This window comes from Diaphorobacter sp. HDW4B (genome assembly GCF_011305535.1).
Taxonomy (GTDB): domain Bacteria; phylum Pseudomonadota; class Gammaproteobacteria; order Burkholderiales; family Burkholderiaceae_C; genus Diaphorobacter_A.
The window spans coordinates 3,864,727-3,886,474 of the sequence record NZ_CP049905.1 but is presented as its reverse complement, the minus strand read 5'-3'; the positions used below and the strand labels follow the sequence as shown (position 1 = coordinate 3,886,474).

Genomic DNA, 21,748 nt, shown 5'->3' with positions numbered 1-21,748 from the left:
GCTCACCGTCATTTCATCATCATGCCGCTTCGCGAGCGGTGCCGAACTCGAATACCCCTGGGTCCTTCACTGGATCGACGGACACGGGAATCACGCTCTTTGGCGGATATTTGCCCTCCAGCAGCAACTTGGAAAGCGGGTTTTCGATACGTTGCTGAATCGCACGCTTGAGCGGACGAGCACCGAACACAGGATCAAAACCCACCTTCGCCAACTCGGCCATCGCAGCGGGCGACACGTCGAGGTGCAGATCCATCTTTTCGAGACGCGATTCAAGCAGCTTGAGCTGGATGCGCGCAATCGATTCGATGTTCTTGGCGTCGAGCGCGTGGAACACCACGGTCTCGTCGATGCGGTTCAAAAACTCAGGACGGAAGTTGTTCTTGAGTTCGCCCCACACGGCTTCCTTGATGTCTTCCGAACTCTGGCCCACCATGCTCTGGATGAGCTGCGAGCCGATGTTGCTGGTCATCACGATCACCGTGTTCTTGAAGTCCACGGTACGGCCCTGACCATCGGTCAGGCGGCCATCGTCAAGCACCTGCAGCAGCACGTTGAACACGTCAGGATGCGCCTTTTCCACTTCGTCGAGCAGCACCACACTGTAAGGCTTGCGACGCACAGCTTCTGTCAGATAACCGCCCTCTTCGTAGCCCACATATCCCGGAGGCGCGCCGATCAAACGGGCCACGGAGTGCTTCTCCATGAACTCGCTCATGTCGATGCGGATCAGGTGATCCTGGCTGTCGAACAGGAAGCCCGCCAGCGCCTTGCACAGCTCGGTCTTGCCCACGCCCGTGGGGCCGAGGAACAGGAAACTGCCCAGCGGACGGTTCGGATCGGACAGACCCGAGCGCGAACGGCGGATGGCGTTGGACACGGCAGAGATCGCCTCGTCCTGACCCACCACGCGATCGTGCAGCTTGGCTTCCATGTGCAGCAGCTTGTCCTTCTCGCCCTGCATCATCTTGGCCACCGGAATGCCGGTTGCACGGCTCACCACTTCGGCGATTTCTTCCGCGCCCACTTGCGTGCGCAGCAGACGGTTCTTCTTGCCCGCCACACCTTCGGCTTGCGCCTCGTTGTTCTCGGCGGCTTTCAGCTCGCGCTCCAGCTCAGGCAGCTTGCCGTATTGCAACTCGGCCACCTTGTTGAAGTCACCCTTGCGCTTGAACTCTTCGATCTGGATGCGGATGGTGTCGAGCTCCTTGCGGATCTGCTCGGAGCCTTGCGCGGCAGCCTTTTCGGACTTCCACACCTCTTCCAGATCGGCGTATTCGCGCTCCAGATTGCCGAGGTCTTCCTCGATCAGGCCCAAGCGCTTCTGCGAAGCCTCGTCCTTTTCCTTCTTCATCGCTTCGCGCTCGATCTTCAACTGGATCATGCGGCGTTCGAGCTTGTCCATCTCTTCCGGCTTGGAATCGATTTCGATCTTCACCTTCGCAGCCGCTTCATCGATCAGGTCGATGGCCTTGTCGGGCAGGAAACGGTCGGTGATGTAGCGCGCGCTCAGCTCGGCCGCAGCCACGATGGCCGGGTCGGTGATGTCCACGCCGTGGTGGGCTTCATAACGCACTTGCAAGCCGCGCAGAATCGCAATCGTGTCTTCCACCGACGGCTCTTCGACGAGCACCTTCTGGAAGCGACGCTCCAGCGCCGCATCCTTTTCGATGTACTTGCGGTATTCATCGAGCGTGGTCGCGCCGATGCAATGCAGCTCGCCACGAGCGAGCGCCGGCTTGAGCATGTTGCCCGCGTCCATCGCACCTTCGGCCTTGCCTGCGCCGACCATGGTGTGGATTTCGTCGATGAACAGAATGATGCGACCCTCTTCCTTGGCCACATCGTTGAGCACGGCCTTCAGGCGCTCTTCAAACTCGCCACGGTACTTGGCACCGGCCAGCAGGCCCGCCATGTCGAGCACCAGCACGCTCTTGTCCTTGAGGCTTTCGGGCACTTCACCGGCCACGATGCGCTGCGCCAGACCTTCCACAATGGCGGTCTTGCCCACGCCGGGCTCGCCGATGAGCACGGGGTTGTTCTTGCTGCGGCGTTGCAGCACCTGGATGGCGCGGCGGATTTCGTCGTCACGACCAATCACCGGATCGAGCTTGCCGCTGCGTGCGCGCTCGGTCAGATCAAGCGTGTATTTCTTCAGAGCTTCGCGCTGGCTTTCGCCTTCCGCACTGTCCATCGTCTGTCCTCCGCGAACGGCGTCAATCGCCGCTTCAATGCTTTTACGGGTCAATCCATTTTGTTTGGCCAATTCGGCAGCCTTGGTGCTGCTGTCAGCCAGCGCGAGCAGAAACAGCTCGCTCGCGATGAACTGGTCACCGCGCTTGATGGCCTCTTTTTCCGTGGCCTGCAGCAGCTTGTTCAGATCGGGGCCGATCTGCACCTGCTGGTCCTGCCCTTGCACTTGAGGCAGTTGCTTGACGGCGTTTTCCGCCGCCGTGGTGAGTGCGTTCACGTTCACGCCAGCGCGCTGCAGCAGCGAGCGCGGGCCGTCCTGCTGACGCAGCATGGCGGTCAGCACGTGAACGGGATCGATGTAGGGGTTGTCGTTGCCCAGCGCGAGAGATTGTGCGTCTGCGAGGGCTTCCTGAAATTTGGTCGTCAGTTTGTCAATTCGCATGGTGTTCGTTTTCACTCCGGATCGAAGTCATTGCGAGATATCTGATATCCGATAGGGGAATTTTCAAGAGCTTTGCTTGCAATAGTCTGAAAGCAGGCAGACAAACGCCCCCGCGCGGCCTTTTGGCAACGTTGGGCGCTATGGAATTTGCAGATTCAAGTATTGCGCGGCCCACGCACCCGGAACGTAGGAAGAGCGCGCATCCCATCGATTGCTACCAAACAAAGAGCAACCGATCAGCCACTTACTTCGGCTTGGAGGCTGAACGCTTCTTTGGCGATGCCGCTTTTTGCTTCGGCGCTGGCAACAGACGGTCGCGAAAGAACAGGCCATTGGCGCGGTACTCGGTCAGCGTGGCGTTGAATTCGCCGCGGTAGCCCGGCCCCAGCCATGCGCCAAGACCAATCAACCCGTCGCAAATGATCTGGCCGTGGAACTCCAGCAACCCCGCATCGATGATCGCGCCGCTGTCGCCCATGATGTCCTTGAGCGGCTCCGTCAGGGCCTTGACGGCATACGCGCCTTCGAGCGCACCCGTTTCCATCAACACGCTGTAGGCCGTGGTGTCGCGCAGGTAAACCCAGTGCCCCACGCGCAGGCTGGCAAGCGCCTGCTGCATGTCTTCGGGCCACGGCTCGCCCACCTTTTCCATCGCCGCCACTGCCTTGGAAAGCAGCGCAGGATCCTGTGCCATCGCATTGCGCGCCTTTTGCATCAGCGCGAGACCATTCACTTCTTTGTCCGCTTTGCTGACCAGTCCACCGGCGAGCGCGGCATAGCCGAGCACGGTCTGGTAACGGTCTAGAAAATGCTTTGCGAGGCTTGCTTCAATCAACACGACAGGGACTCCGATTCAACTCAAAAACAAAAACATCAGGCCCAGCGTGCCAGCGCCTCTTCGTCGCTCACCCGCGCATCCACCCAGCGCGCGCCCTGCGGCGTCTGCTCTTTCTTCCAGAATGGCGCGAGCGATTTCAGGTAGTCCATGATGTATTCACAGCCCTGATACGCCATGCCGCGATGCGCGGACGTCACCGCCACCAGCACGATCTGGTCCATGGGCTGCAGCAGACCGACGCGGTGAATCACGCGCACGCCAAACAGCCCAAAGCGCTCGACGGCCTGATCGATGATGGCCTCGATGGACTTCTCCGTCATGCCCGGATAGTGCTCCAGCTCCATGCTCGCCACCGCATCGCCCTCGTTGCGATCACGCACCGTGCCGACGAAGGTGCAGACCGCGCCCACGCGCGCATCACCAGCACGCAGGGCCGCTACTTCGGCGGACAAGTCAAAGTCGTCGGTCTGTACAGACACACGGGGAACACTGGTTTTCTGGGCAGTCATGCCGGAATTGTGGCCCAAAGCGCTAGCATTGGAAGATTGAATCGATTGAAAAACATGGCGACCCAAACCATCAGCACCGGCGAGTACACGCTCTACCCTTCGCCCCAGAACCAGCACCGCGTGATCTTCGAGCACCAGAAGTTCGTGCCGTACCCCTACGCGCTCATTCACCTGCCCGACTTTGAATTCGCCGGCCGCGTGTCGCTGTTCTCCGCGCACCGTTTGGCAGACAGGAAGATGGGCCAGGTCGTCACCTGCGAACTCGCGGAAGATCTGGCGCGCTTCGAGCGCCTGTTCAAGCCGGATTGATCGAGCAAGCGGACAACGACATGGACGAAACCTCGCAGATCCAGCCACCGCCCAGCTTTGTGGAAATCTACGCCAGCCGCAGCGGCAAACTGCTGATCGGCAAGCTGGAACTGGTCGCGCGCTACGAGCTGTGCGAAGACCTGGCCACGCATCTGACCGAACAGGCGTCGATGCTCTATCACAGCGGCAATGAATCGGAAGAAGGCGTGCTGTCCGGCATCCACGCCGGGCTCGCGACCGAAGGCTCGGTCGTGCAACCCAACGAGGCACGCTGGATCACGCTGCGCCTGGCCGAGCTGCTGAACTGGCGCTCGCCCAAGCTGCCGGAGATTGCGGCCTCCTGACAACATTCCGTGCAGCGGTTGCGCACAACTGTCTACACTTGCTACACTAGCGCCCTATGCCTTGCCACTTTGCCCACGCCAACACTACCCTGCGCACCTCGTGCGTGGTGTGCGCTGCTGTCGTGAGCAAAGCCAAAAAACCAAAGCTCGTCTGACCGGAGCTGCGGTTCCGTCCAGATGAGCGACGGAACCGGCAAGGCAGCCTCTTCTCTTTTTCTCCCCCTGATTTTTCCGACAAGCGTCCGCGCTGTCATCTGCCGAACCTGAACCGTTGCGTGTCTGGCCGGTGGTTGTGGCAACACTGGACAGGTACGTCGTGCCGTCACACATCCCCAATTCGGGCGATCTGCGTCGTTGCAAATCCTCGCGATAGCTCTGCTATCCCTGCGGTTTGCGCCTCGCAGCTCATCCCGACTTGGGGCGCGTGAACACACGGATACCTGTTCAGTGTCGCCAAGCGGTCTTTCATTTCACTTTGAAAGAGACACTTGTCATGCATTCACTCACGCCAACAACCCAAGCCACGCCCACCAACCTCTCTGGCCTGTGGATTCCGCTCGTCACGCCCTTCCATGACGGCGCTGTCGATCACAACGCACTGCACACGCTGACCGCACGCATGAAGCTCGCGGGAGTGACTGGCTTCTGTGCCTGCGGCTCGACCGGCGAAGCCGCTGCGCTCTCGCACGAAGAGGAGGACGCCGTGCTCGCCACCATCCTCAACGCAGCGAGCGGTCTGCCGGTCATCATGGGCGCGTCCGACTGCCATATGGGCCGCATGCTGGAGCGCGTCGAGCAGCTCAATGCGCAACCGATCAACGCGCTGCTCGTGCCGCCACCCAGCTACATTCGTCCATCCCAAGCCGGTCTGCTGCAATGGTTCACGCGCATTGCCGACGCAAGCCGCCACCCCATCGTCATCTACGACATTCCTTACCGCACGGGTGCCACGCTGGAACTGCAGACGCTGCGCACACTGGCCGCGCATCCCAACATCATCGCCATCAAGGACTGCGGAGGCGATGCCGCCAAGACGCAGGCGCTGATCAACGACGGACAACTGCAGGTGCTGGCCGGTGAGGACGTGCAGATTTTCTCCAGCATGTCCCTTGGCGGCAGCGGCGCGATTGCGGCCAGCGCGCATGGTCACACCGAACAGTTCGTCGCGCTCGTGAAGCTGCTCGCCGCAGGTCGCGTGAACGAGGCGCGTGCACTGTGGTATCCACTGCTGCCGCACATCCACGCCAGCTTCGAAGAGCCGAACCCCGCGCCGATCAAGGCCTATCTCGCACGCCAGGGTTGGATGCGCGCGGAAATGCGTGCGCCGATGATCGAAGCTTCCAACGCACTGGTCGAACGCATGCTGCAGATCCGGATGCCGGAGCTGCGTGAAGCGGCTTGACACCAGAGTCGAACGCTCAGAACTCGAACGTCGAAGACAAGGCCACGGTGCGCGGCATGCCCAGCGATGCTGCGTACCGGCCTTGTCGCCAGTAACGCTTGTCGCTCGCATTCTTGAGCCCCGCACGCAGCGTGACTGGCGTGCCGCCCGCCTTCATCGCATAGCGCAGGCCGAGGTCGTAGACCGTCCAGCCGGGCACGCGCACAAGGTTCGTGTTGTCTGCATAGACACTGCTGGAATGGGTGCCGCGCGCGGTCAGCGTGAGCCCCTGGACGGCGGGTAAGTCCCATTCGCCCTGCAAGGCGATCTGCCTGCGTGCAACGCCCACCGGGCGCGTGTTCTGCGCCGTCACGCTTGCCGAATCACGCGCCGTGGCGTTGATGAACGTGGCACCGCCGAGCAGGCGAACGCCCTTGGTCACTTCGCCGAACACATTGAGTTCCAGACCACGATGGCGCTGCTCGCCAAACACGCCATAAGTGAGCGTGGTCGGGTCGATGGAGGCATAGGGTCTGGTGATCTGGAACACGCTGACCGCGCCACCGAAACGGCCCAGATCGAGCTTCACACCCGCCTCTGCCTGCCGCGTGCGATACGGCGCGAACACTTGGCCTTGATTGGTGGTGCCGTAGGGCGCGGTATCGCCCATGGTCAGGCCCTGCATGTGGTTGGCGTAGACCGACACCTGATCGGTCGGTTTGAACACCACCGCCACCATCGGGCTGTTGACCGACTGGTCGTAATGCGTGGGCACCACGCCGATCAACGAGTAGCCGGTGACGCTGTCGGACTTCACACGCTGGTGGCGCATGCCCAAGGTCAGCAGCACTTTGCCATCTGCCAATGACATGGTGTCGGCCAGCGCATAACCGGGCAGCGACGAGCGCGCATTCCACACCAGCGGGCCCATGGGATCGGTCACCAAAATGGGATTCGGCAGCACGATCATGTTGTACATGTTCGAGTAACCCGCCGCGCCAGAGAGCCCGCCCACATCGAACACCGCGCTGCTCTCACGTCGCAAGCCGGAAGCCGTGATCGACCAGTCGTGCCGCACCGGGCCAGTGTCGACACGGCCTTTCAAACCCAGTTGGCTGGATGTGGTCTGCTGCCTCCAACGCACCGGCATGGCGGCAAACATGAAGTTGCCTGCGGCATCCAGATAAGGCTCGTCGGACACTACCGCCGTGGAGCGATTGCGCGAGTGGCCGATGGCGCCAAAGAGGGTCAGGCGCTCGGTCAGATCGAACTCCACACGGCCCATGACGGTGCTGTCTTCCGCGTCCTGATAGTTCCATGGCTGAGCAAAGTTGCGATGCCCATCGAGCGCTGGTGGCGCAGACTTTCCAAGACGACTCAGGTCCACCGAACCCGCTGCGCCGTAGACCGTTTCGGTCTGGTGAATCAGATCGAGCGAGGCGCGCAGACGCGTGCTGGTGAAGTCCAGCCCCACCGACGCATTACGCGCGCGGTCGGTGACGAAATCACGCGCCAGATCGCCCTGCCGCATGCCCGCGTTCACACGAATGCCGAAGGCGTTGTCCACGCCGAAACGTCGGCCGATGTCGGCATTGAAGCCCCACAGCGAATTCGATGCAAAGCCGATGTTGAGCGACGTAAGCGGCACGTCGCCCGCGCGCTTGGAGACCACATTCACCGAACCACCCACCGAGCCATCCGGCGACATGCCGTTGAGCAGCAAGGCGGGACCCTTGAGCACTTCCGCACGCTCCACGAATTCCGGCGACACGCGGAACTGCCCGAGAATGCCCGGCAGGCCGTTGAGCGACATTTCGTCGTTCTCGACCGGAAAGCCGCGAATCATCATGCTGTCGAGACTGGTGCCATCACCATATTCCTCGCGCACGGAAGGATCGAGCTGGCCGATGATCTCGGAGACGCTGCGCGCCTGGCTGTTCTGAATCGTGCTGGCCGTGAAACTGATGATGCTGAACGGCGCATCCCTCACATCGGTCTTGCCCAACACACCGAGGTGTGCGCCGCGCGCCACTTGTCCATCGGGGTCAGGATAGGGTTGCGGCAGATCGCCCGGCAACTCGGCCTGCGCCTTCACCTGCACATCGGGCAGCACGCCCTCCTGCGCACGAACGGAGCCCCACGCAGTGAACACCAAGGCTGCAGCCACTGACAAGCGAACGGAATGGATGCGTGATCGGTGCACGTCGAGGACCTTGTTCTGGTTGGAGACCGTGGGCAACCCGGACAAAAATCGAAGGTGACCGCTTACTTTTAGCAATCACAATCCAAATTTGATAGCCATACACTGACAAATGTTACACCAGAAGATGCACTGGAACATTCCGCAGATCGGCAAGCCGTGCAGGAACCACGCACGGTCGTCCAGAGAGCCTCCTCAGGCATCGAAGCACTGGCTACTCGCGCTGCTCCGGCCCGTTGTGTTTCAGCAGTGCGTCATTCAGGAGCGCCGCGCAAACGCAGCAACATGCGCTGCACTTGCCCGTGCGTCCACGCCCCGCCGCGCGCTGCGGGAACGCCGCGCTCGTTGAGCACTTCAGCCATGCGGCGGTGGGTCAGTCCTTCAGCGATCATCTCGTCGAACACCGCCTGATGCAGGGCCGCAAAAGCATCCGCGTCGGCCTTGCGCTTTTCGACCGTGGCGCGAATGTTGTCAGCTCCGGCAGAGCCCAGTTTCACGCCGCGTGCCTTGGCCTCAGACAGGGCCTTGCGTGTGCGCGAGCTGATGGAGGGATCGACGGGTTCGCTCATCTCAGCCTCCTGTCACCGGCGGGAAGAACGCCACTTCATCACCGTCCTTGATCGCAGCGTCGGCCTTGCACATCAGCTGATTGAGCGCCATGCGCACGGCCTTGTTGGGCGCAAGCGCGGCTGCAGCAGCATCGCCCTTGGTGCGGATCAGCTCTTCGCGCAAAGCACCCACCGTGGCGGCGCTGGTCTGCAGGCTTTCGGAACCAGCGCCAAACGCTTCGCGGATCGACGCGAAGTAGAGAACCTTGATTTGATGGGTCATGGCAGCCTCGCTCATTGCAGCAGTTCCGACATGGGGATGAAGCGCACCACATCGCCCTTCTTCACGATGTTCATCGCGGGATTGTCGACCAGTCCATCACCCCACACAGCCGATGTGAGCACGCCCGAACTCTGGTTACCGAACAGTTCCAGCGCACCCTGTTCGTTCAGGCGCACACGCAGAAATTCGCGGCGCGCATCGGGCTTCTTCAAGTCGAAATCAGCGGGGGCGTACAGCGCACGCGGAGCCACGTTTTCCACGCCCTGCAGACGCAGCACGAACGGACGCACCATCATCAGAAAGGTCACGAAACTCGACACCGGATTGCCCGGCAGGCCCATGAAATGCGCGCTGCTGCCTGCTTCACGGCGCACCTTGCCGAACGCGAAGGGCTTGCCCGGCTTCATCGAAATCTTCCAGAGATTCAGCTCGCCCAGTTGCTCGACGGCGGGCTTCACATGGTCTTCCTCGCCCACCGACACGCCTGCGGTGGAGACGATCAGGTCATTGCCCGCCGCAGCGTCCTGCATCACCTTGAGGGTGGCCTCGCGGTTGTCCGGCACGATGCCGCAATCGTTCACCTCGCAGCCCAGCCGCATGAGCAGCGCGCGCAGGAAGAAACGGTTGCTGTTGTAGATCGATCCAGGTGGCATGTCCTTCGGAAGCACATCGCCCGGCATGACCAGTTCGTCCCCCGTCGAGAATATGGCCACGCGCGGCTTGCGGGCCACCTGCACCTTGCCAAGACCGATGCTGGCAAGCAGGCCCAATGCGGCGGGATTCAGACGCGTCCCGGCCTTGAGAATCGTGCTGCCTTTGGCGATGTCCTCGCCCGCACGGCGAATCCATTGCTCGGCCCTTGGCACGGCGGTGATGCGCACTCGGCCATCGACCGACTCGGTGTCTTCCTGCATGACGATGGCGTCCGCGCCGGGCGGCACAGGCGCGCCGGTGAAGATGCGCGCAGCCGTTCCTGCCGCCAGCGGCTCGCCCACCTGCCCCGCCGCAATGCGCTGGCTCACGGGCAGCAGCACGCCTGCTTCGGTGATGTCGGCGCAGCGCACGGCATAGCCATCCATGGCGGAATTGTCGAGCGGTGGCACCTGCAGATCGGACACCGCATCGGCCCACAGCACGCGGCCGTCGGCATCGAAGGTGTCCAGCGTGTCGAATGCATCGACGCGCGCGGCCTGCGCGAGCACGGCCGCCAAAGCGTCGTCCATGGACATGAGATGGGGCTTGTTCAAAGCGGGTTCTCCTGATTGTTGGGCGGGGTCGACGCGTATTCGAAACGCGCGCCGTTCGCGAGCATCCATTCCACTATTTTCGCGGGATCGTTCAGATCGAGCACGGGCAAAGTGCAGTCACGCGGCAGGCAACCCGGATCATCGGTGGCAACCGCCTGAATGGCCGCATCTTCGGGATAGCGCAGCGTGCGCGGCTTGTCGCCTGCTGCAGGCTCGCGCCAGATTTCGATCTTGGGAAGCTCGCTTTGTTTGAAGCCTTCGACGATGACCCAGTCCACCGACGGGTCCAACTCGGCCAGCATTTCGTGCACCGAAAGATCAAGGCGCGGCGCTTCGAATTCGCGCATCAGGGCCATGCGTTTTTCGGTCACCAGCAGCACCTCGAATGCACCCGCCTTGCGATGCCGCCAACTGTCCTTGCCGGGCACATCGACATCGACATCGTGGTGCGCGTGCTTGACCACCGAAACGCGCATACCGCGCTCGCGCAGCACGCGGATGATCTGCTCGAGCACGGTCGTCTTTCCCGCGCCCGAGTAGCCTGCAAAACCGATGGCCTTCATTCTTCTTTCACCAGCCCCATAAAAAGCAAACCGGCGCATGCCAAAAAGCAAGCGCCGGCTCCATTGTCACCGCCGATTACTGGCAGTGTTCGGCAATGTAGTCCTTGACCGTCTGCACGTCGGACTGCATCACCACCACGCGCTTGGGCAGGGCTTCGATGCCGTCGAACTTGGCCGGACGATCGGGCTCGCGGCCCAGCGCTTCTTCGATGGTCGCTGCGAACTTGATCGGCAAAGCGGTCTCCAGCACGATCATCGGCGTGCCCTTTTGCAGATGCTCGCGCGCCACCTTCACGCCGTCGGCGGTGTGGGTGTCGATCATGTCGCCAAAGCGCTCGTACGTGTCCTTGATGGTCGCAAGGCGATCGGCGTGCGTGCTCTTGCCGCTTTCAAAGCCGTACTTGACCGCAGCGTCCTTGAATGCCGGATCGGCGCTCAGATCGAATTGGCCTTGCTGGCCCACGCCTTCAGCGAACAGTTGCTTCAGACGCGCACCGTCGCGGCCCACCAGATCGAACACGAAACGCTCGAAATTGCTGGCCTTGGAGATGTCCATCGACGGGCTCGATGTCTCGTAGGTGTTGGCCGAGCCACGCACCTGGTAGACGCCCGTGCGGAAGAACTCGTCGAGCACGTCGTTCTCGTTGGTGGCCACCACCAGCTTGGCGATCGGCAGGCCCATCTGGCGCGCCACATGGCCCGCGCAGATGTTGCCGAAGTTGCCGCTCGGCACGGTGAAGCTCACCTTGTCGGCATTGCTCTTCGTGGCCTGCAGATAACCGGCGAAGTAGTACACGACCTGCGCGAGCAGACGCGCCCAGTTGATCGAGTTGACCGTGCCGATCTTGTACTTGGCCTTGAAAGCGTGGTCGTTCGACACCGCCTTGACGATGTCCTGGCAGTCGTCGAACACGCCGTCGATGGCGATGTTGTGGATGTTCTCGTCCTGCAGACTGAACATCTGCGCCTGCTGGAACGGGCTCATGCGGCCGTTCGGGCTGGTCATGAAGACGCGCACGCCTTTCTTGCCGCGCATCGCGTATTCGGCCGCGCTGCCCGTGTCGCCACTGGTTGCGCCGAGGATGTTCAGCTCTTCGCTGCGGCGCGCCAGTTCGTATTCGAACAGGTTGCCGAGCAACTGCATCGCCATGTCCTTGAACGCGAGAGTGGGACCGTTGGAGAGCGCCTCGATCAGCAGACCGTCATCGCCGAGCTTGCGCACCGGAACGATGGCCTCGGTGCCGAAGACTTCCTTGGTGTAGGTCTTGGCGCAGAGTGCCTTCAGGTCAGCGGCTGGGATGTCGTCGATGTAGAGCGACAGGATCTCGAAGGCCAGCGCGGCATAGCCCTGGTTCTTGTAGACATCGCGCAGTTGCGTCAGCTTGGCATCGTCGATCTGCGGATAGCTCACGGGCAGATACAGGCCACCGTCCGGAGCCAAGCCTTCGAGCAGGATGTCGCAAAAGCGCTTGCGGTCCGCATGACCGCGAGTCGATAGGTACAGCATGTCAGCAGCGCCTCAGTTCAGTTCTTCCTTGCGGATGCGATTGATCGGAGCCAGCACGGTGGGCAGACCCTGGATTTCGGCCAGCGCCTTGTCCATGTCGCCTTCGCGCGTGTCGTGCGTGAGGATGATCAGGTCGGTCTGGGTCGATCCTTCGCCGCCCACCTCATCGGCTTCGCGCTGCAGCACGGCGTCGATGCTGATGCCTGCATTGGCAAGCAGGCCGGTGATCTTGGCGAGCACACCCGCTTCGTCGGACACGCGAATGCGCAGGTAGTAGCTGGTGACCACGTCGGCCATCGGCAGCACCGGCAGTTCGCCACCGGCAGCGGCCAGCGAGCTCGACTGGAACGCGAGCGGTGGCACGCGGTGTGCAGGGTCGGCGTCGTGCAGACGCGCGATGTCGACCAGATCGGCGATCACGGCGGAAGCGGTCGGCTCGGAGCCAGCGCCCTTGCCGTAGTACAGCGTGGTGCCCACGGCATCGCCATTCACGACGACCGCGTTCATCGCGCCTTCGACGTTGGCGATCAGACGCTTGGATGGCACGAGCGACGGGTGCACGCGCAACTCGATGCCCTTGTCCGTGCGTTTGGTAATGCCCAGCAGCTTGATGCGGTAGCCCAGTTGCTCGGCGTACTTGATGTCGGCAGCAGCCAGCTTGGTGATGCCTTCCACGTAAGCCTTGTCGAACTGCACCGGGATACCGAATGCGATCGAGCTCATCAGCGTGGCCTTGTGCGCGGCGTCCACACCTTCGATGTCGAAGGTCGGATCCGCTTCGGCGTAGCCAAGGCGCTGTGCTTCCTTCAGCACCACGCTGAAATCGAGGCCCTTGTCGCGCATCTCGGAGAGGATGAAGTTGGTCGTGCCGTTGATGATGCCGGCGACCCACTGGATCTGGTTGGCGGTCAGGCCTTCGCGCAGCGCCTTGATGATCGGAATGCCACCGGCCACGGCCGCTTCGTAGGCCACGATCACGCCCTTCTCGGCAGCCGCCTTGAAGATTTCAGTGCCGTGCACGGCCAGCAGCGCCTTGTTGGCGGTGACCACATGCTTGCCAGCGGCAATCGCTTCGAGTACCAGCGCCTTGGCGATGCCGTAGCCGCCGATCAGCTCGACCACCACGTCGATCTCGGGATTGGCGATCACTTCACGCGCGTCGCCCACCACCTTGACCTTGTCGCCCACAACGGACTTGGCGCGTGCCGTGTCCAGGTCAGCCACCATGGAAATCTCAATGCCACGACCCGCACGGCGGCGAATCTCATCTTGATTGCGTGCCAGCACATTGAACGTGCCGCTACCCACAGTGCCAATGCCCAACAGGCCTACCTGGATCGGTTTCATATACGAGTTTTCAGTCAGTCAAAAGGGCTGCACGCGCCCCTCAAACAATGTGCGCGTGCAGTAAGGGAAAACAAAAATCAGGCGGCCTGTTCCTTGGCGCCCTTGGCTGCCTTGGCAGGTGCTGCCGCAGCGGCAGGAACGACAGGAGCCACGCTGCGCAACTTGTCCGTGCCGTGGCGCTGGCGGTACTTCTGCAGGAAGGTGGCCAGACGGCTGATGGCCGCGCGCAGGTCGGCCTCGTGCGGCAGGAAGACGATGCGGAAGTGGTCGGGATGCGGCCAGTTGAAGCCCGTGCCCTGCACCAACATGACCTTGGTTTCCTGCAGCACTTCGAGGAAAAATTCCTGATCGTCCTTGATCGGATAGACCTCGGGATCAAGGCGCGGGAACATGTAGAGCGCGCCCTGCGGCTTCACGCACGACACGCCGGGAATCGCGTTGATCAGTTCCCAGGCCAGATCGCGCTGAATGCGCAGGCGACCGCCTTCGCAGATCAGCTCGTTGATGCTCTGGTGACCGCCGAGCGCCGTCTGCACCGCCCATTGGCCGGGCACGTTGGCGCACAGACGCATGTTCGAGAGCATGTTCAGACCCTCGATGTAATCCTTGGCCGCCTTCTTGTCGCCCGAGACCACCATCCAGCCAGCGCGATAGCCGCAACTGCGGTAGGCCTTGGACAGCGAATTGAAGGTCAGCGTCAGCACGTCGGCCGACAGGCTGCCGAGCGGCGTGTGCTTGGCGTCGTCGTAGAGGACCTTGTCGTACACCTCGTCGGCGAAAATCACGAGACTGTGCTCGCGTGCGATCTCGACGATCTGCAGCAGCAGTTCCTTGCTGTAGAGCGCGCCGGTCGGGTTGTTCGGGTTGATCACCACGATGCCCTTGGTGCGCGGCGTGACCTTGCGGCGGATGTCTTCGATGTCGGGCATCCAGCCATTGCTCTCATCGCACATGTAGTGCACGGGCGTGCCGCCGGAGAGGCTGGTCACCGCCGTCCACAGCGGATAGTCGGGGGCTGGCAGCAGCAGCTCGTCGCCGTCGTCGAGCAGCGCGTTGGTGGCCAGGCTGATCAGCTCGGAAGCACCGTTGCCCAGATAGATGTCATCCAGAGTAACGCCTGTAATTCCTTGCTTCTGGGTTTCATGCATCACCGCCTTGCGAGCGGCAAAGATGCCCTTGCTGTCGGAATAACCCGCCGAGGTGGGCAGGTTGCGGATCATGTCCTGCTGGATTTCCTCGGGAGCGTCGAAGCCGAACACCGCCAGATTGCCGATGTTGAGCTTGATGATCTTCTGGCCGTCTTCCTCCATCTTCTTCGCCGCGTCCATGATCGGCCCGCGGATGTCATAACAGACGTTGGCTAACTTGGCAGATTTTTGAACGGGTTTCATGGCAGGAATAATGGCAGTGAAAGCACCCGAAGCGCGCCCGCGCCCCGGCGAAACCTATAATTTAAGCACAGTTCCCCCAGCGCCGCGTCTCGCAAAACCTTTATTTGCCCATCGCGTGCGCGCATCTGATCGCGAGAGACTCCATGAAACTGCATGCCGACCGCTTTGACGTACAGACCATCAGCGGCTACGGCCCGGGTTGGGTGTCGATCGACAAGGAAGAATTTCGCAAAAGCGTGATCATCAGCTCCAAGGGCGAACGCATCGAATGGAACTGCGAGCGCTTCGAAGACCTGACGCCCGAGCACTTTGCCCAACTGGCCGACCTTGGCGCCGAAGTGGTGATTTTCGGCAGCGGTCAGAAGAACCGTTTTCCGCCCCCGGCATGGCTTGCCCCGCTGATGGCCAAACGCCTCGGGCTGGAGTCCATGAACACCCAGGCAGCCTGCCGTACCTATAACATTCTGGCCGGTGAAGGACGCCATGTGATTGCCGCTTTGCTGCTCGAAAAAGAGGCATAGGCAATACTTATCACACAACAATGGTGATAGCTGGCAAAAATGAGGGAATCAGGGTAAAATATTGGGTTGTCGTCGGGGGACTTTCCCATAAGAGCAATAAACCCAAACGCTCCCGACTTTTCAACGACTACATCCTGAGAGATTGAGTGCCATGGCGATCGTTGTCAACAAACCCCTTCCAGAATTTGAAGCCAACGCGACTGGCGGAATCAAGGTATCCAACGCCTCGCATCTGGGCCAGATTCTGATCCTGTATTTTTACCCCAAGGACAATACGCCCGGTTGTACCACGGAAGCAATGCAATTCCGCGACAAGTACAAAGATTTTGTCAAGGCGGGTGCGGCAGTGTTCGGCGTCTCGCGCGACAACATGAAGTCGCACGACGACTTCAAGGAAAAGCTGGAGCTGCCGTTCGAGCTGATTGCAGATACCGAAGAAAAAATGTGCCATATGTTCGGCGTGGTCAAGAACAAGATCATGTACGGCAAGAAGGTCAAGGGCATCGAGCGCTCGACCTTCCTGGTCGGCCCCGATGGTCTGCTGCTCCAGGAGTGGCGCGGCCTGAAGGTTCCCGGTCACGTGGACGACGTGCTCAAGGCCGTCAAGGCCATCAAGGTGCAGGACAAGAAAGCGGCCTGAAAACCAACGCTTGTTTCAAAGCATCACAACGAGTGTGCATAATGGGTCAATGCCATTGATTTTCAGAAACGCGCACTCCAGATTCGAAAGCCGCCCGGGTTTCCTAGGCGGCTTTTTGCTTTTCTGAAGTTCCCTGAGTTCCTTTGTTAGCGAGGCTTTTAGAACCATGCCCCTGCCACCTGCACCGACCAAGCGCGCGGCGCTGCTCTCTCCCGAAGCCTTTCGCCCAAGCGCAGCATCCGCGAGCGCCAATGAGACCGACACCACAACGGAGTCAATTGTTGACAACTTCGCTCAGCCCGACACGGCACCCGTAGCGGCCACTGCGTCGCGCTCGCGCAAGAAAACGACTCCAGCCACTGCCGCGCCCAAGCGCACAACCGCCAAAGCGGCACAAACCAGCACGGCCAAGGCCGCACCCGAGCCAGCCCCCACCTCCGCCGTGGTCGCCAAGAGCGCTCCAAGCCAACCAGCGGCGGCGGCCACCAAAGCCACTCCCGTCAACAAGGCCAAGACGCGCCCAACGCGCAGCACCGGTCCCAAGAAAATGTTCGTGCTCGACACGAACGTTCTGCTGCACGATCCGACCAGCCTGTTCCGCTTCGAGGAACACGACATCTTCCTGCCGATGATCGTGCTCGAAGAGCTCGACGGTCACAAGAAGGGCATGACGGAAGTCGCGCGCAATGGTCGCCAGGTCAGCCGCACGCTGGATGCGCTCGCCGCAGCCGATGGCGAAGACATCGTTCTGGGCCTGAAACTGAACGCGACCGGCCAACGCGCTGCCAACGGCAAGCTGTATTTCCAGACATCGCCGCTGGACTACACGCTGCCATCCAGCCTGCCGCAAGGCAAGGCCGACAACCAGATCCTCGGCGTGGTCGAGGCGCTGCGCCAGCAGTACGCACCGCGCGAAGTGGTGCTGGTCTCCAAGGACATCAACATGCGCGTGAAGGCGCGCGCACTGGGTCTGGATGCCGAGGATTATCAGAACGACAAGACACTGGAAGACGGCGACCTGCTGTACTCCGGCGTGCTCGCACTGGCCACGGACTTCTGGTCCAAGGCCGGCAAGAACGTCGAAAGCTGGCAGAGCGGCGCGCACACCTACTACCGCGTCACGAGCCCGCAAGTGGCTCAGATGATGATCAATCAGTTCGTGTATTTCGAAGCGCCGGGCGAGCCCAGCCTGTACGCGCGCGTCTCCGAAATCCGCGACAAGACGGCCGTGCTTGAAACGCTCAAGGACTTCGGCTCGCAGAAGAATGCCGTCTGGGGCGTGAACACGCGCAACCGCGAGCAGAACTTCGCAATGAACCTGCTGATGGACCCGGAAGTCGACTTCGTCACGCTGACCGGCACGGCCGGTACCGGCAAGACGCTGATGGCGCTGGCCGCCGGTCTCACGCAGGTGCTCGACGAGCGCCGCTATACCGAGATCATCATGACGCGCGCCACGGTGAGCGTCGGTGAAGACATCGGCTTCCTGCCCGGCACCGAAGAGGAAAAGATGGGCCCATGGATGGGCGCGCTCGACGACAACCTCGAGTTCCTCGCCAAGGGCGATGGCGGCAATCCCGGCGAATGGGGCCGCGCCGCTACCAACGAGCTGATCCGCAGCCGCATCAAGATCAAGAGCATGAACTTCATGCGTGGTCGCACGTTCCTGAACAAGTACGTCATCATCGACGAAGCGCAGAACCTGACGCCCAAGCAGATGAAGACACTGATCACCCGCGCGGGCCCCGGCACCAAGATCATCTGCATGGGCAACCTGGCGCAGATCGACACGCCGTACCTGACCGAGGGTTCCTCGGGCCTGACCTACGCGGTCGACAAGTTCAAGGGCTGGCCACACAGCGGTCACATCACCTTGGCACGCGGCGAGCGCTCGCGTCTGGCCGACTTCGCCAGCGAGGTGCTGTAAGGCATGGCGATTCCGTGGATCACCGCACTCAAGCTCGTGCCCTGGGGCGAGGTCATTGAGGCCGCGCCTCAGGTCATCAAGGCCGCCAAGGGGCTGATCCGCAAGAAGGATGCGGATGCGCTGCGCGAAGAACAGGTCGCGGCTGCTGCCGCAACGGCCGAACGGATCGCACCGCCCACGTCATCCGGCGAACTGGCACTGCAGCAGATTCAACTGCTGCAAGGCCGCGTCGAGCTGCTTGAGCAATCCCAGCGCCAGTCGCTGGAGATCATCGAAAAGCTGGCCGAACAGAACGCGCAGTTGGTGACCACGGTCAGCGCCTTGCGCGTGGGTGCGCAGCGGCTGGTCTGGGCCTGCGCGGCGCTGGGTGTCGCGTCTCTGGGATTGGTGATCTATCTGGTCATGGGCGCATCGAAAATCTGAGCCCAGCCCTCATCGTCGAAAAGCACTTTCTCGCAGTTCAATGCGGGAGAGTGCTTTTTTCTTGGTGCTCCGTATTGGTCGCACTCGTCGCATCGTCCTTCGCCTCGCGCTTTCTGAGCATCAAAAAGTTGCGAATGCTTCCGTACTTCTTGCCCGACTCCCATTCCAGCGAACGAAGCAGCTCCTGCCCTTCTACCCAAGGCTCGCTGTCCTTGAGCGCCTCGAAGGTGAACGCGCCCGCCGTTCCACCCACAAACACGCGAAACCAATGCAGATCGGCGGTCAGCGGCAGTGCCTCGATGGCACTTTTCAAGCGGTCCCACAGCTCCGGGCAGCTCAGGCGTTCGCCACGTGCTTGCCATGGGCCTTCAAACAACTCGTAGTCCTGCCCGTTGATGTGCCACAGCTCAGGCTCAGCCGGTTCGGCAATGTCATCGCCTTCTTCATCATCCTCTTCATCGCGCACATTCCAGATCGCAGCCAGCATTTCATGCAGCGCGCCGACCGAAAACGACTCGAACGCATAGGCGATGGCGCCGCCGTCTTCTTCACCCAGACCCGGAAAGACCTCCACGACTTCGCGCTCGTCTTCCAGATGGGCGACCACCGCCAGCGTTCCCATCAGATGGTCCCGGCGCAGCCAATCCGCCGTCACGCAGGGCAATTGACCAAAAGGAAGCAGCCAGTCGTTGTGCCGCAACACCTCGACGCCATGGGCCTCCAGTGACTTCATGAGCATCTGCAGAGGCAGCGGGATTTCCTCTTCCAGCGTGGTTTCGTCACTCATCCAACAACACTCCTGCGATCCTCATGGCGCGCACGCCCACTCAATACTCGTCGCCCGAGCCCATGGCCAGATTCTCGAAGCGCGTCTGGTTCTTCTGGAAGTACAGCTTCACCGTGCCTGTCGGGCCGTTACGCTGCTTGCCGATGATGACCTCGGCCACGTTCGGCTCCTTCGAGTCCTTGTTGTAGTAGTCGTCGCGGTAGATGAACATGATGATGTCCGCGTCCTGCTCGATGGCACCGGATTCGCGCAGGTCGGACATCATCGGGCGCTTGTCGGTGCGCTGCTCCACCGAACGGTTGAGCTGCGACAGCGCGATCACCGGGCAACCCAGTTCCTTGGCCAGCATCTTCAGGCCACGGGAGATTTCGCCCAGCTCGGTCGCGCGGTTGTCGGCCGAGGCATTGCCCGAGCCGCTCATGAGCTGCAAGTAATCGACCACGATCAGGCCCAACTTGCCGCACTGACGCGCCAGCCGCCGCGCGTTCGCACGCAGCTCGATGGGGGTCAGTCCCGGCGTTTCGTCGATGTGCAGGGACACGGTGCGCAGGCGCTCGATGGCTTCGGTCAGGCGTGGCCATTCCTCGTCCGTCAACTTGCCGGTACGCAGATTGCCCTGATTCACGCGGCCGATCGAGCCGACGATACGCACCGCCAGCTGGGCGGCACCCATTTCCATCGAGAAGATGGCGACCGGCAGACCTTCGTTGAGCGCCACGTGCTCGGCGATGTTCACCGCAAACGAGGTCTTGCCCATGGAAGGACGCGCCGCGAGCACGATCATGTCGCCCGCCTGCAGGCCGCTGGTCATGCGGTCCAGATCGGCAAAGCCGGTGGGAATGCCGGTCACATCCATCGGGTTGTCGGCCTTTTCCTGAATGTCATCCAGCAGGTCGACCACCAGCGTGCTCAGTGGCTGAAAACCCTGCTTCATGCGCGAGCCCTCTTCGCCAATCGCGAAGATCTTCTGCTCGGCCTCTTCCAGAATGCTCTTGACCGGCTTGCCCAGCGGATTGAAGGCATTGGTGGAAATCTCGTCGCTCGCGGTCACCAGCTTGCGCAGAATCGACCGCTCACGCACGATCTCGGCATAGCGACGGATATTGCTAGCACTCGGCACATACTGCGCCAACGTGTTCAGATACAGCAGCCCGCCGATTTCCTCGGACTTGCCAAGCCCCTGCAAGTGCTCGTACACCGTGATCACATCGGCCGGCTTGCTGCCATTGATCAGCGACGCAATCGCCGAAAAGATCAACCGATGCTCGTTGCGGTAGAAATCCCCATCCACCAGCAGATCACCCACGCGATCCCAGGCGTTGTTGTCCAACAGCAGGCCGCCCAGCACGCTCGACTCGGCCTCCACCGAATGGGGCGGAATGCGCAGCTTCGCCACTTCGCGATCCATGGATGGCGCAGGGTCGTTGATGGGGAAATCAGGCACGTCGGCAGACATCGGATCACAACACTTTCAGAAATCGAACAGGCGATGCTAGTGGTTCGGGCGTCGATTGTCATCGCCCAAACGATGAGGATAACCCCGACTCACCACGAAGGCTATGTGCATGGCTTTACCCTCACCCCAGCCCTCTCCCGCAAGCGGGCGAGGGAGCAAAACGACACCCCTCCGCCAGAGCGGGCCTTCGAAGCGCAGCGAGCGCCAGGGTCTACAGCCACAACGGCAAGACAGCCCCTCAGGCTAGGCGTCGAAGCCGCAGACAGTATGTTCATACGGCAAGGCTTCGCAACAACGCATGAGGGGCTGTATTGCCGCTTCAAAACGAAGCACCAATCGAAGCCGCCAGGCTTCGCAACACAACACAAAACAAGCAAAAGAAAAAACAAAAGCCGCCCAAAGGCGGCTTTCATTCATTCAACTGAAAGTCGAATTAAGCGTGTTCGCCGTAGACGGACACATTGACGTCGACGACGACGTCGGTGTGCAGTGCAACGCTCACGGTGCTGTCACTGACGGTCTTGATAGGACCGTTAGGCATGCGCACTTGCGACTTCGCCACTGCAAAGCCCATGCGGACCAGTTCTTCAGCGATGTCGCCGTTGGTCACGGAGCCGAACAGACGACCGTCAACGCCGGACTTCTGTGTCAACTTCACGCTTTGACCAGCCAGCTTTTCGCCGGAGGCTTGGGCAGCAGCCAGCTTTTCAGCAGCAGCCTTTTCCAGTTCAGCGCGCTTGGCTTCGAACTCAGCCTTGTTCGCTGCGGTGGCGCGACGTGCGCGGCCCGAAGGAATCAGGAAGTTGCGTGCGTAGCCGTCCTTGACCTTGACGATTTCGCCGAGGTTACCGAGGTTCACAACCTTGTCGAGCAGAATGATTTGCATTGTCGT

21 protein-coding genes are annotated in these 21,748 nt (G+C 61.3%); 7 read left to right on the top strand and 14 right to left on the bottom strand.

From position 1 onward, the window contains the following. Nucleotides 1–19: 19 nt before the first annotated feature. The 3 genes from clpB to G7048_RS17700 form a co-directional block, all read right to left on the bottom strand. Nucleotides 20–2,635, bottom strand: coding sequence for an ATP-dependent chaperone ClpB (gene clpB, locus G7048_RS17710; protein WP_166069409.1), 2,616 nt, complete (start codon nt 2,633–2,635; stop codon nt 20–22). Between the two features lie 244 nt (nt 2,636–2,879). Then, entirely contained in the window at nt 2,880–3,473 is a 594-nt protein-coding gene (locus G7048_RS17705; RefSeq protein ID WP_166069408.1) for a hypothetical protein, read from the bottom strand. A 35-nt stretch (nt 3,474–3,508) separates the two neighbouring features. Then, nucleotides 3,509–3,982, bottom strand: coding sequence for a molybdenum cofactor biosynthesis protein MoaE (locus G7048_RS17700; protein WP_166069407.1), 474 nt, complete (start codon nt 3,980–3,982; stop codon nt 3,509–3,511). Nucleotides 3,983–4,036: 54 nt separating this feature from the next. Here G7048_RS17700 and G7048_RS17695 point away from each other — a divergent pair, with 54 nt between their 5' ends. From G7048_RS17695 to dapA, 3 genes are all read left to right on the top strand, one after another. Continuing rightward, the gene (locus tag G7048_RS17695) at nt 4,037–4,291 is read left to right on the top strand and encodes a hypothetical protein (RefSeq protein ID WP_166069406.1); all 255 of its coding nucleotides are present in this window, start codon (nt 4,037–4,039) and stop codon (nt 4,289–4,291) included. Between the two features lie 20 nt (nt 4,292–4,311). After that, nucleotides 4,312–4,635, top strand: a complete 324-nt coding sequence (locus G7048_RS17690) for a hypothetical protein (protein ID WP_166069405.1) — start codon at nt 4,312–4,314, stop codon at nt 4,633–4,635. A gap of 493 nt (nt 4,636–5,128) precedes the next feature. Next, a complete protein-coding gene (gene dapA, locus G7048_RS17685) occupies nt 5,129–6,037 on the top strand; it encodes a 4-hydroxy-tetrahydrodipicolinate synthase (RefSeq protein WP_166069404.1) in 909 nt (302 codons plus the stop codon). Nucleotides 6,038–6,053: 16 nt separating this feature from the next. Here dapA and G7048_RS17680 read toward each other — a convergent pair whose 3' ends face one another. From G7048_RS17680 to G7048_RS17645, 8 genes are all read right to left on the bottom strand, one after another. Beyond that, nucleotides 6,054–8,255, bottom strand: coding sequence for a TonB-dependent siderophore receptor (locus tag G7048_RS17680; RefSeq protein WP_166069402.1), 2,202 nt, complete (start codon nt 8,253–8,255; stop codon nt 6,054–6,056). A 215-nt stretch (nt 8,256–8,470) separates the two neighbouring features. Beyond that, nucleotides 8,471–8,785, bottom strand: a complete 315-nt coding sequence (locus G7048_RS17675; protein ID WP_166069401.1) for a recombinase family protein — start codon at nt 8,783–8,785, stop codon at nt 8,471–8,473. A 1-nt stretch (nt 8,786) separates the two neighbouring features. Further along, nucleotides 8,787–9,047 (bottom strand): molybdopterin converting factor subunit 1, encoded by a 261-nt coding sequence (moaD, locus tag G7048_RS17670; RefSeq protein WP_371747558.1) that lies wholly within the window; start codon nt 9,045–9,047, stop codon nt 8,787–8,789. Between the two features lie 11 nt (nt 9,048–9,058). Next, nucleotides 9,059–10,276 carry a gephyrin-like molybdotransferase Glp gene (gene glp / locus G7048_RS17665; RefSeq protein ID WP_166071037.1) on the bottom strand — a complete coding sequence of 406 codons (1,218 nt, stop codon included), beginning with the start codon at nt 10,274–10,276 and terminating at the stop codon, nt 9,059–9,061. A gap of 14 nt (nt 10,277–10,290) precedes the next feature. Next, the gene (gene mobB, locus G7048_RS17660; RefSeq protein ID WP_166069399.1) at nt 10,291–10,857 is read right to left on the bottom strand and encodes a molybdopterin-guanine dinucleotide biosynthesis protein B; all 567 of its coding nucleotides are present in this window, start codon (nt 10,855–10,857) and stop codon (nt 10,291–10,293) included. Between the two features lie 76 nt (nt 10,858–10,933). Then, nucleotides 10,934–12,364 carry a threonine synthase gene (gene thrC / locus G7048_RS17655; RefSeq protein ID WP_166069398.1) on the bottom strand — a complete coding sequence of 477 codons (1,431 nt, stop codon included), beginning with the start codon at nt 12,362–12,364 and terminating at the stop codon, nt 10,934–10,936. 12 nt (nt 12,365–12,376) lie between these two features. Further along, the gene (locus G7048_RS17650; RefSeq protein ID WP_166069397.1) at nt 12,377–13,711 is read right to left on the bottom strand and encodes a homoserine dehydrogenase; all 1,335 of its coding nucleotides are present in this window, start codon (nt 13,709–13,711) and stop codon (nt 12,377–12,379) included. 77 nt (nt 13,712–13,788) lie between these two features. Then, nucleotides 13,789–15,102 (bottom strand): pyridoxal phosphate-dependent aminotransferase, encoded by a 1,314-nt coding sequence (locus G7048_RS17645; protein ID WP_166069396.1) that lies wholly within the window; start codon nt 15,100–15,102, stop codon nt 13,789–13,791. Nucleotides 15,103–15,245: 143 nt separating this feature from the next. On the opposite strand from G7048_RS17645, the gene G7048_RS17640 reads away from it, so the two are divergent. The 4 genes from G7048_RS17640 (at nt 15,246) to G7048_RS17625 (ending at nt 18,613) form a co-directional block, all read left to right on the top strand. Then, nucleotides 15,246–15,623: an Mth938-like domain-containing protein gene (locus G7048_RS17640; RefSeq protein WP_166069395.1), complete on the top strand. Its 378-nt coding sequence runs from the start codon at nt 15,246–15,248 to the stop codon at nt 15,621–15,623. A 151-nt stretch (nt 15,624–15,774) separates the two neighbouring features. Next, the gene (locus tag G7048_RS17635) at nt 15,775–16,263 is read left to right on the top strand and encodes a peroxiredoxin (RefSeq protein ID WP_166069394.1); all 489 of its coding nucleotides are present in this window, start codon (nt 15,775–15,777) and stop codon (nt 16,261–16,263) included. Between the two features lie 166 nt (nt 16,264–16,429). Next, a complete protein-coding gene (locus G7048_RS17630; protein ID WP_166069393.1) occupies nt 16,430–18,190 on the top strand; it encodes a PhoH family protein in 1,761 nt (586 codons plus the stop codon). Nucleotides 18,191–18,193: 3 nt separating this feature from the next. Next, complete coding sequence (locus G7048_RS17625; protein WP_166069392.1) at nt 18,194–18,613, top strand: hypothetical protein; 420 nt, start codon at nt 18,194–18,196, stop codon at nt 18,611–18,613. A 37-nt stretch (nt 18,614–18,650) separates the two neighbouring features. On the opposite strand, the gene G7048_RS17620 is transcribed toward G7048_RS17625, so the two are convergent. From G7048_RS17620 to rplI, 3 genes are all read right to left on the bottom strand, one after another. Then, nucleotides 18,651–19,400: a DUF6348 family protein gene (locus G7048_RS17620; RefSeq protein ID WP_166069391.1), complete on the bottom strand. Its 750-nt coding sequence runs from the start codon at nt 19,398–19,400 to the stop codon at nt 18,651–18,653. A gap of 40 nt (nt 19,401–19,440) precedes the next feature. Further along, a complete protein-coding gene (gene dnaB, locus G7048_RS17615; protein ID WP_166069390.1) occupies nt 19,441–20,856 on the bottom strand; it encodes a replicative DNA helicase in 1,416 nt (471 codons plus the stop codon). A 433-nt stretch (nt 20,857–21,289) separates the two neighbouring features. Then, nucleotides 21,290–21,742: a 50S ribosomal protein L9 gene (gene rplI / locus G7048_RS17610; protein WP_166069389.1), complete on the bottom strand. Its 453-nt coding sequence runs from the start codon at nt 21,740–21,742 to the stop codon at nt 21,290–21,292. Between the last annotated feature and the right edge of the window lie 6 nt (nt 21,743–21,748).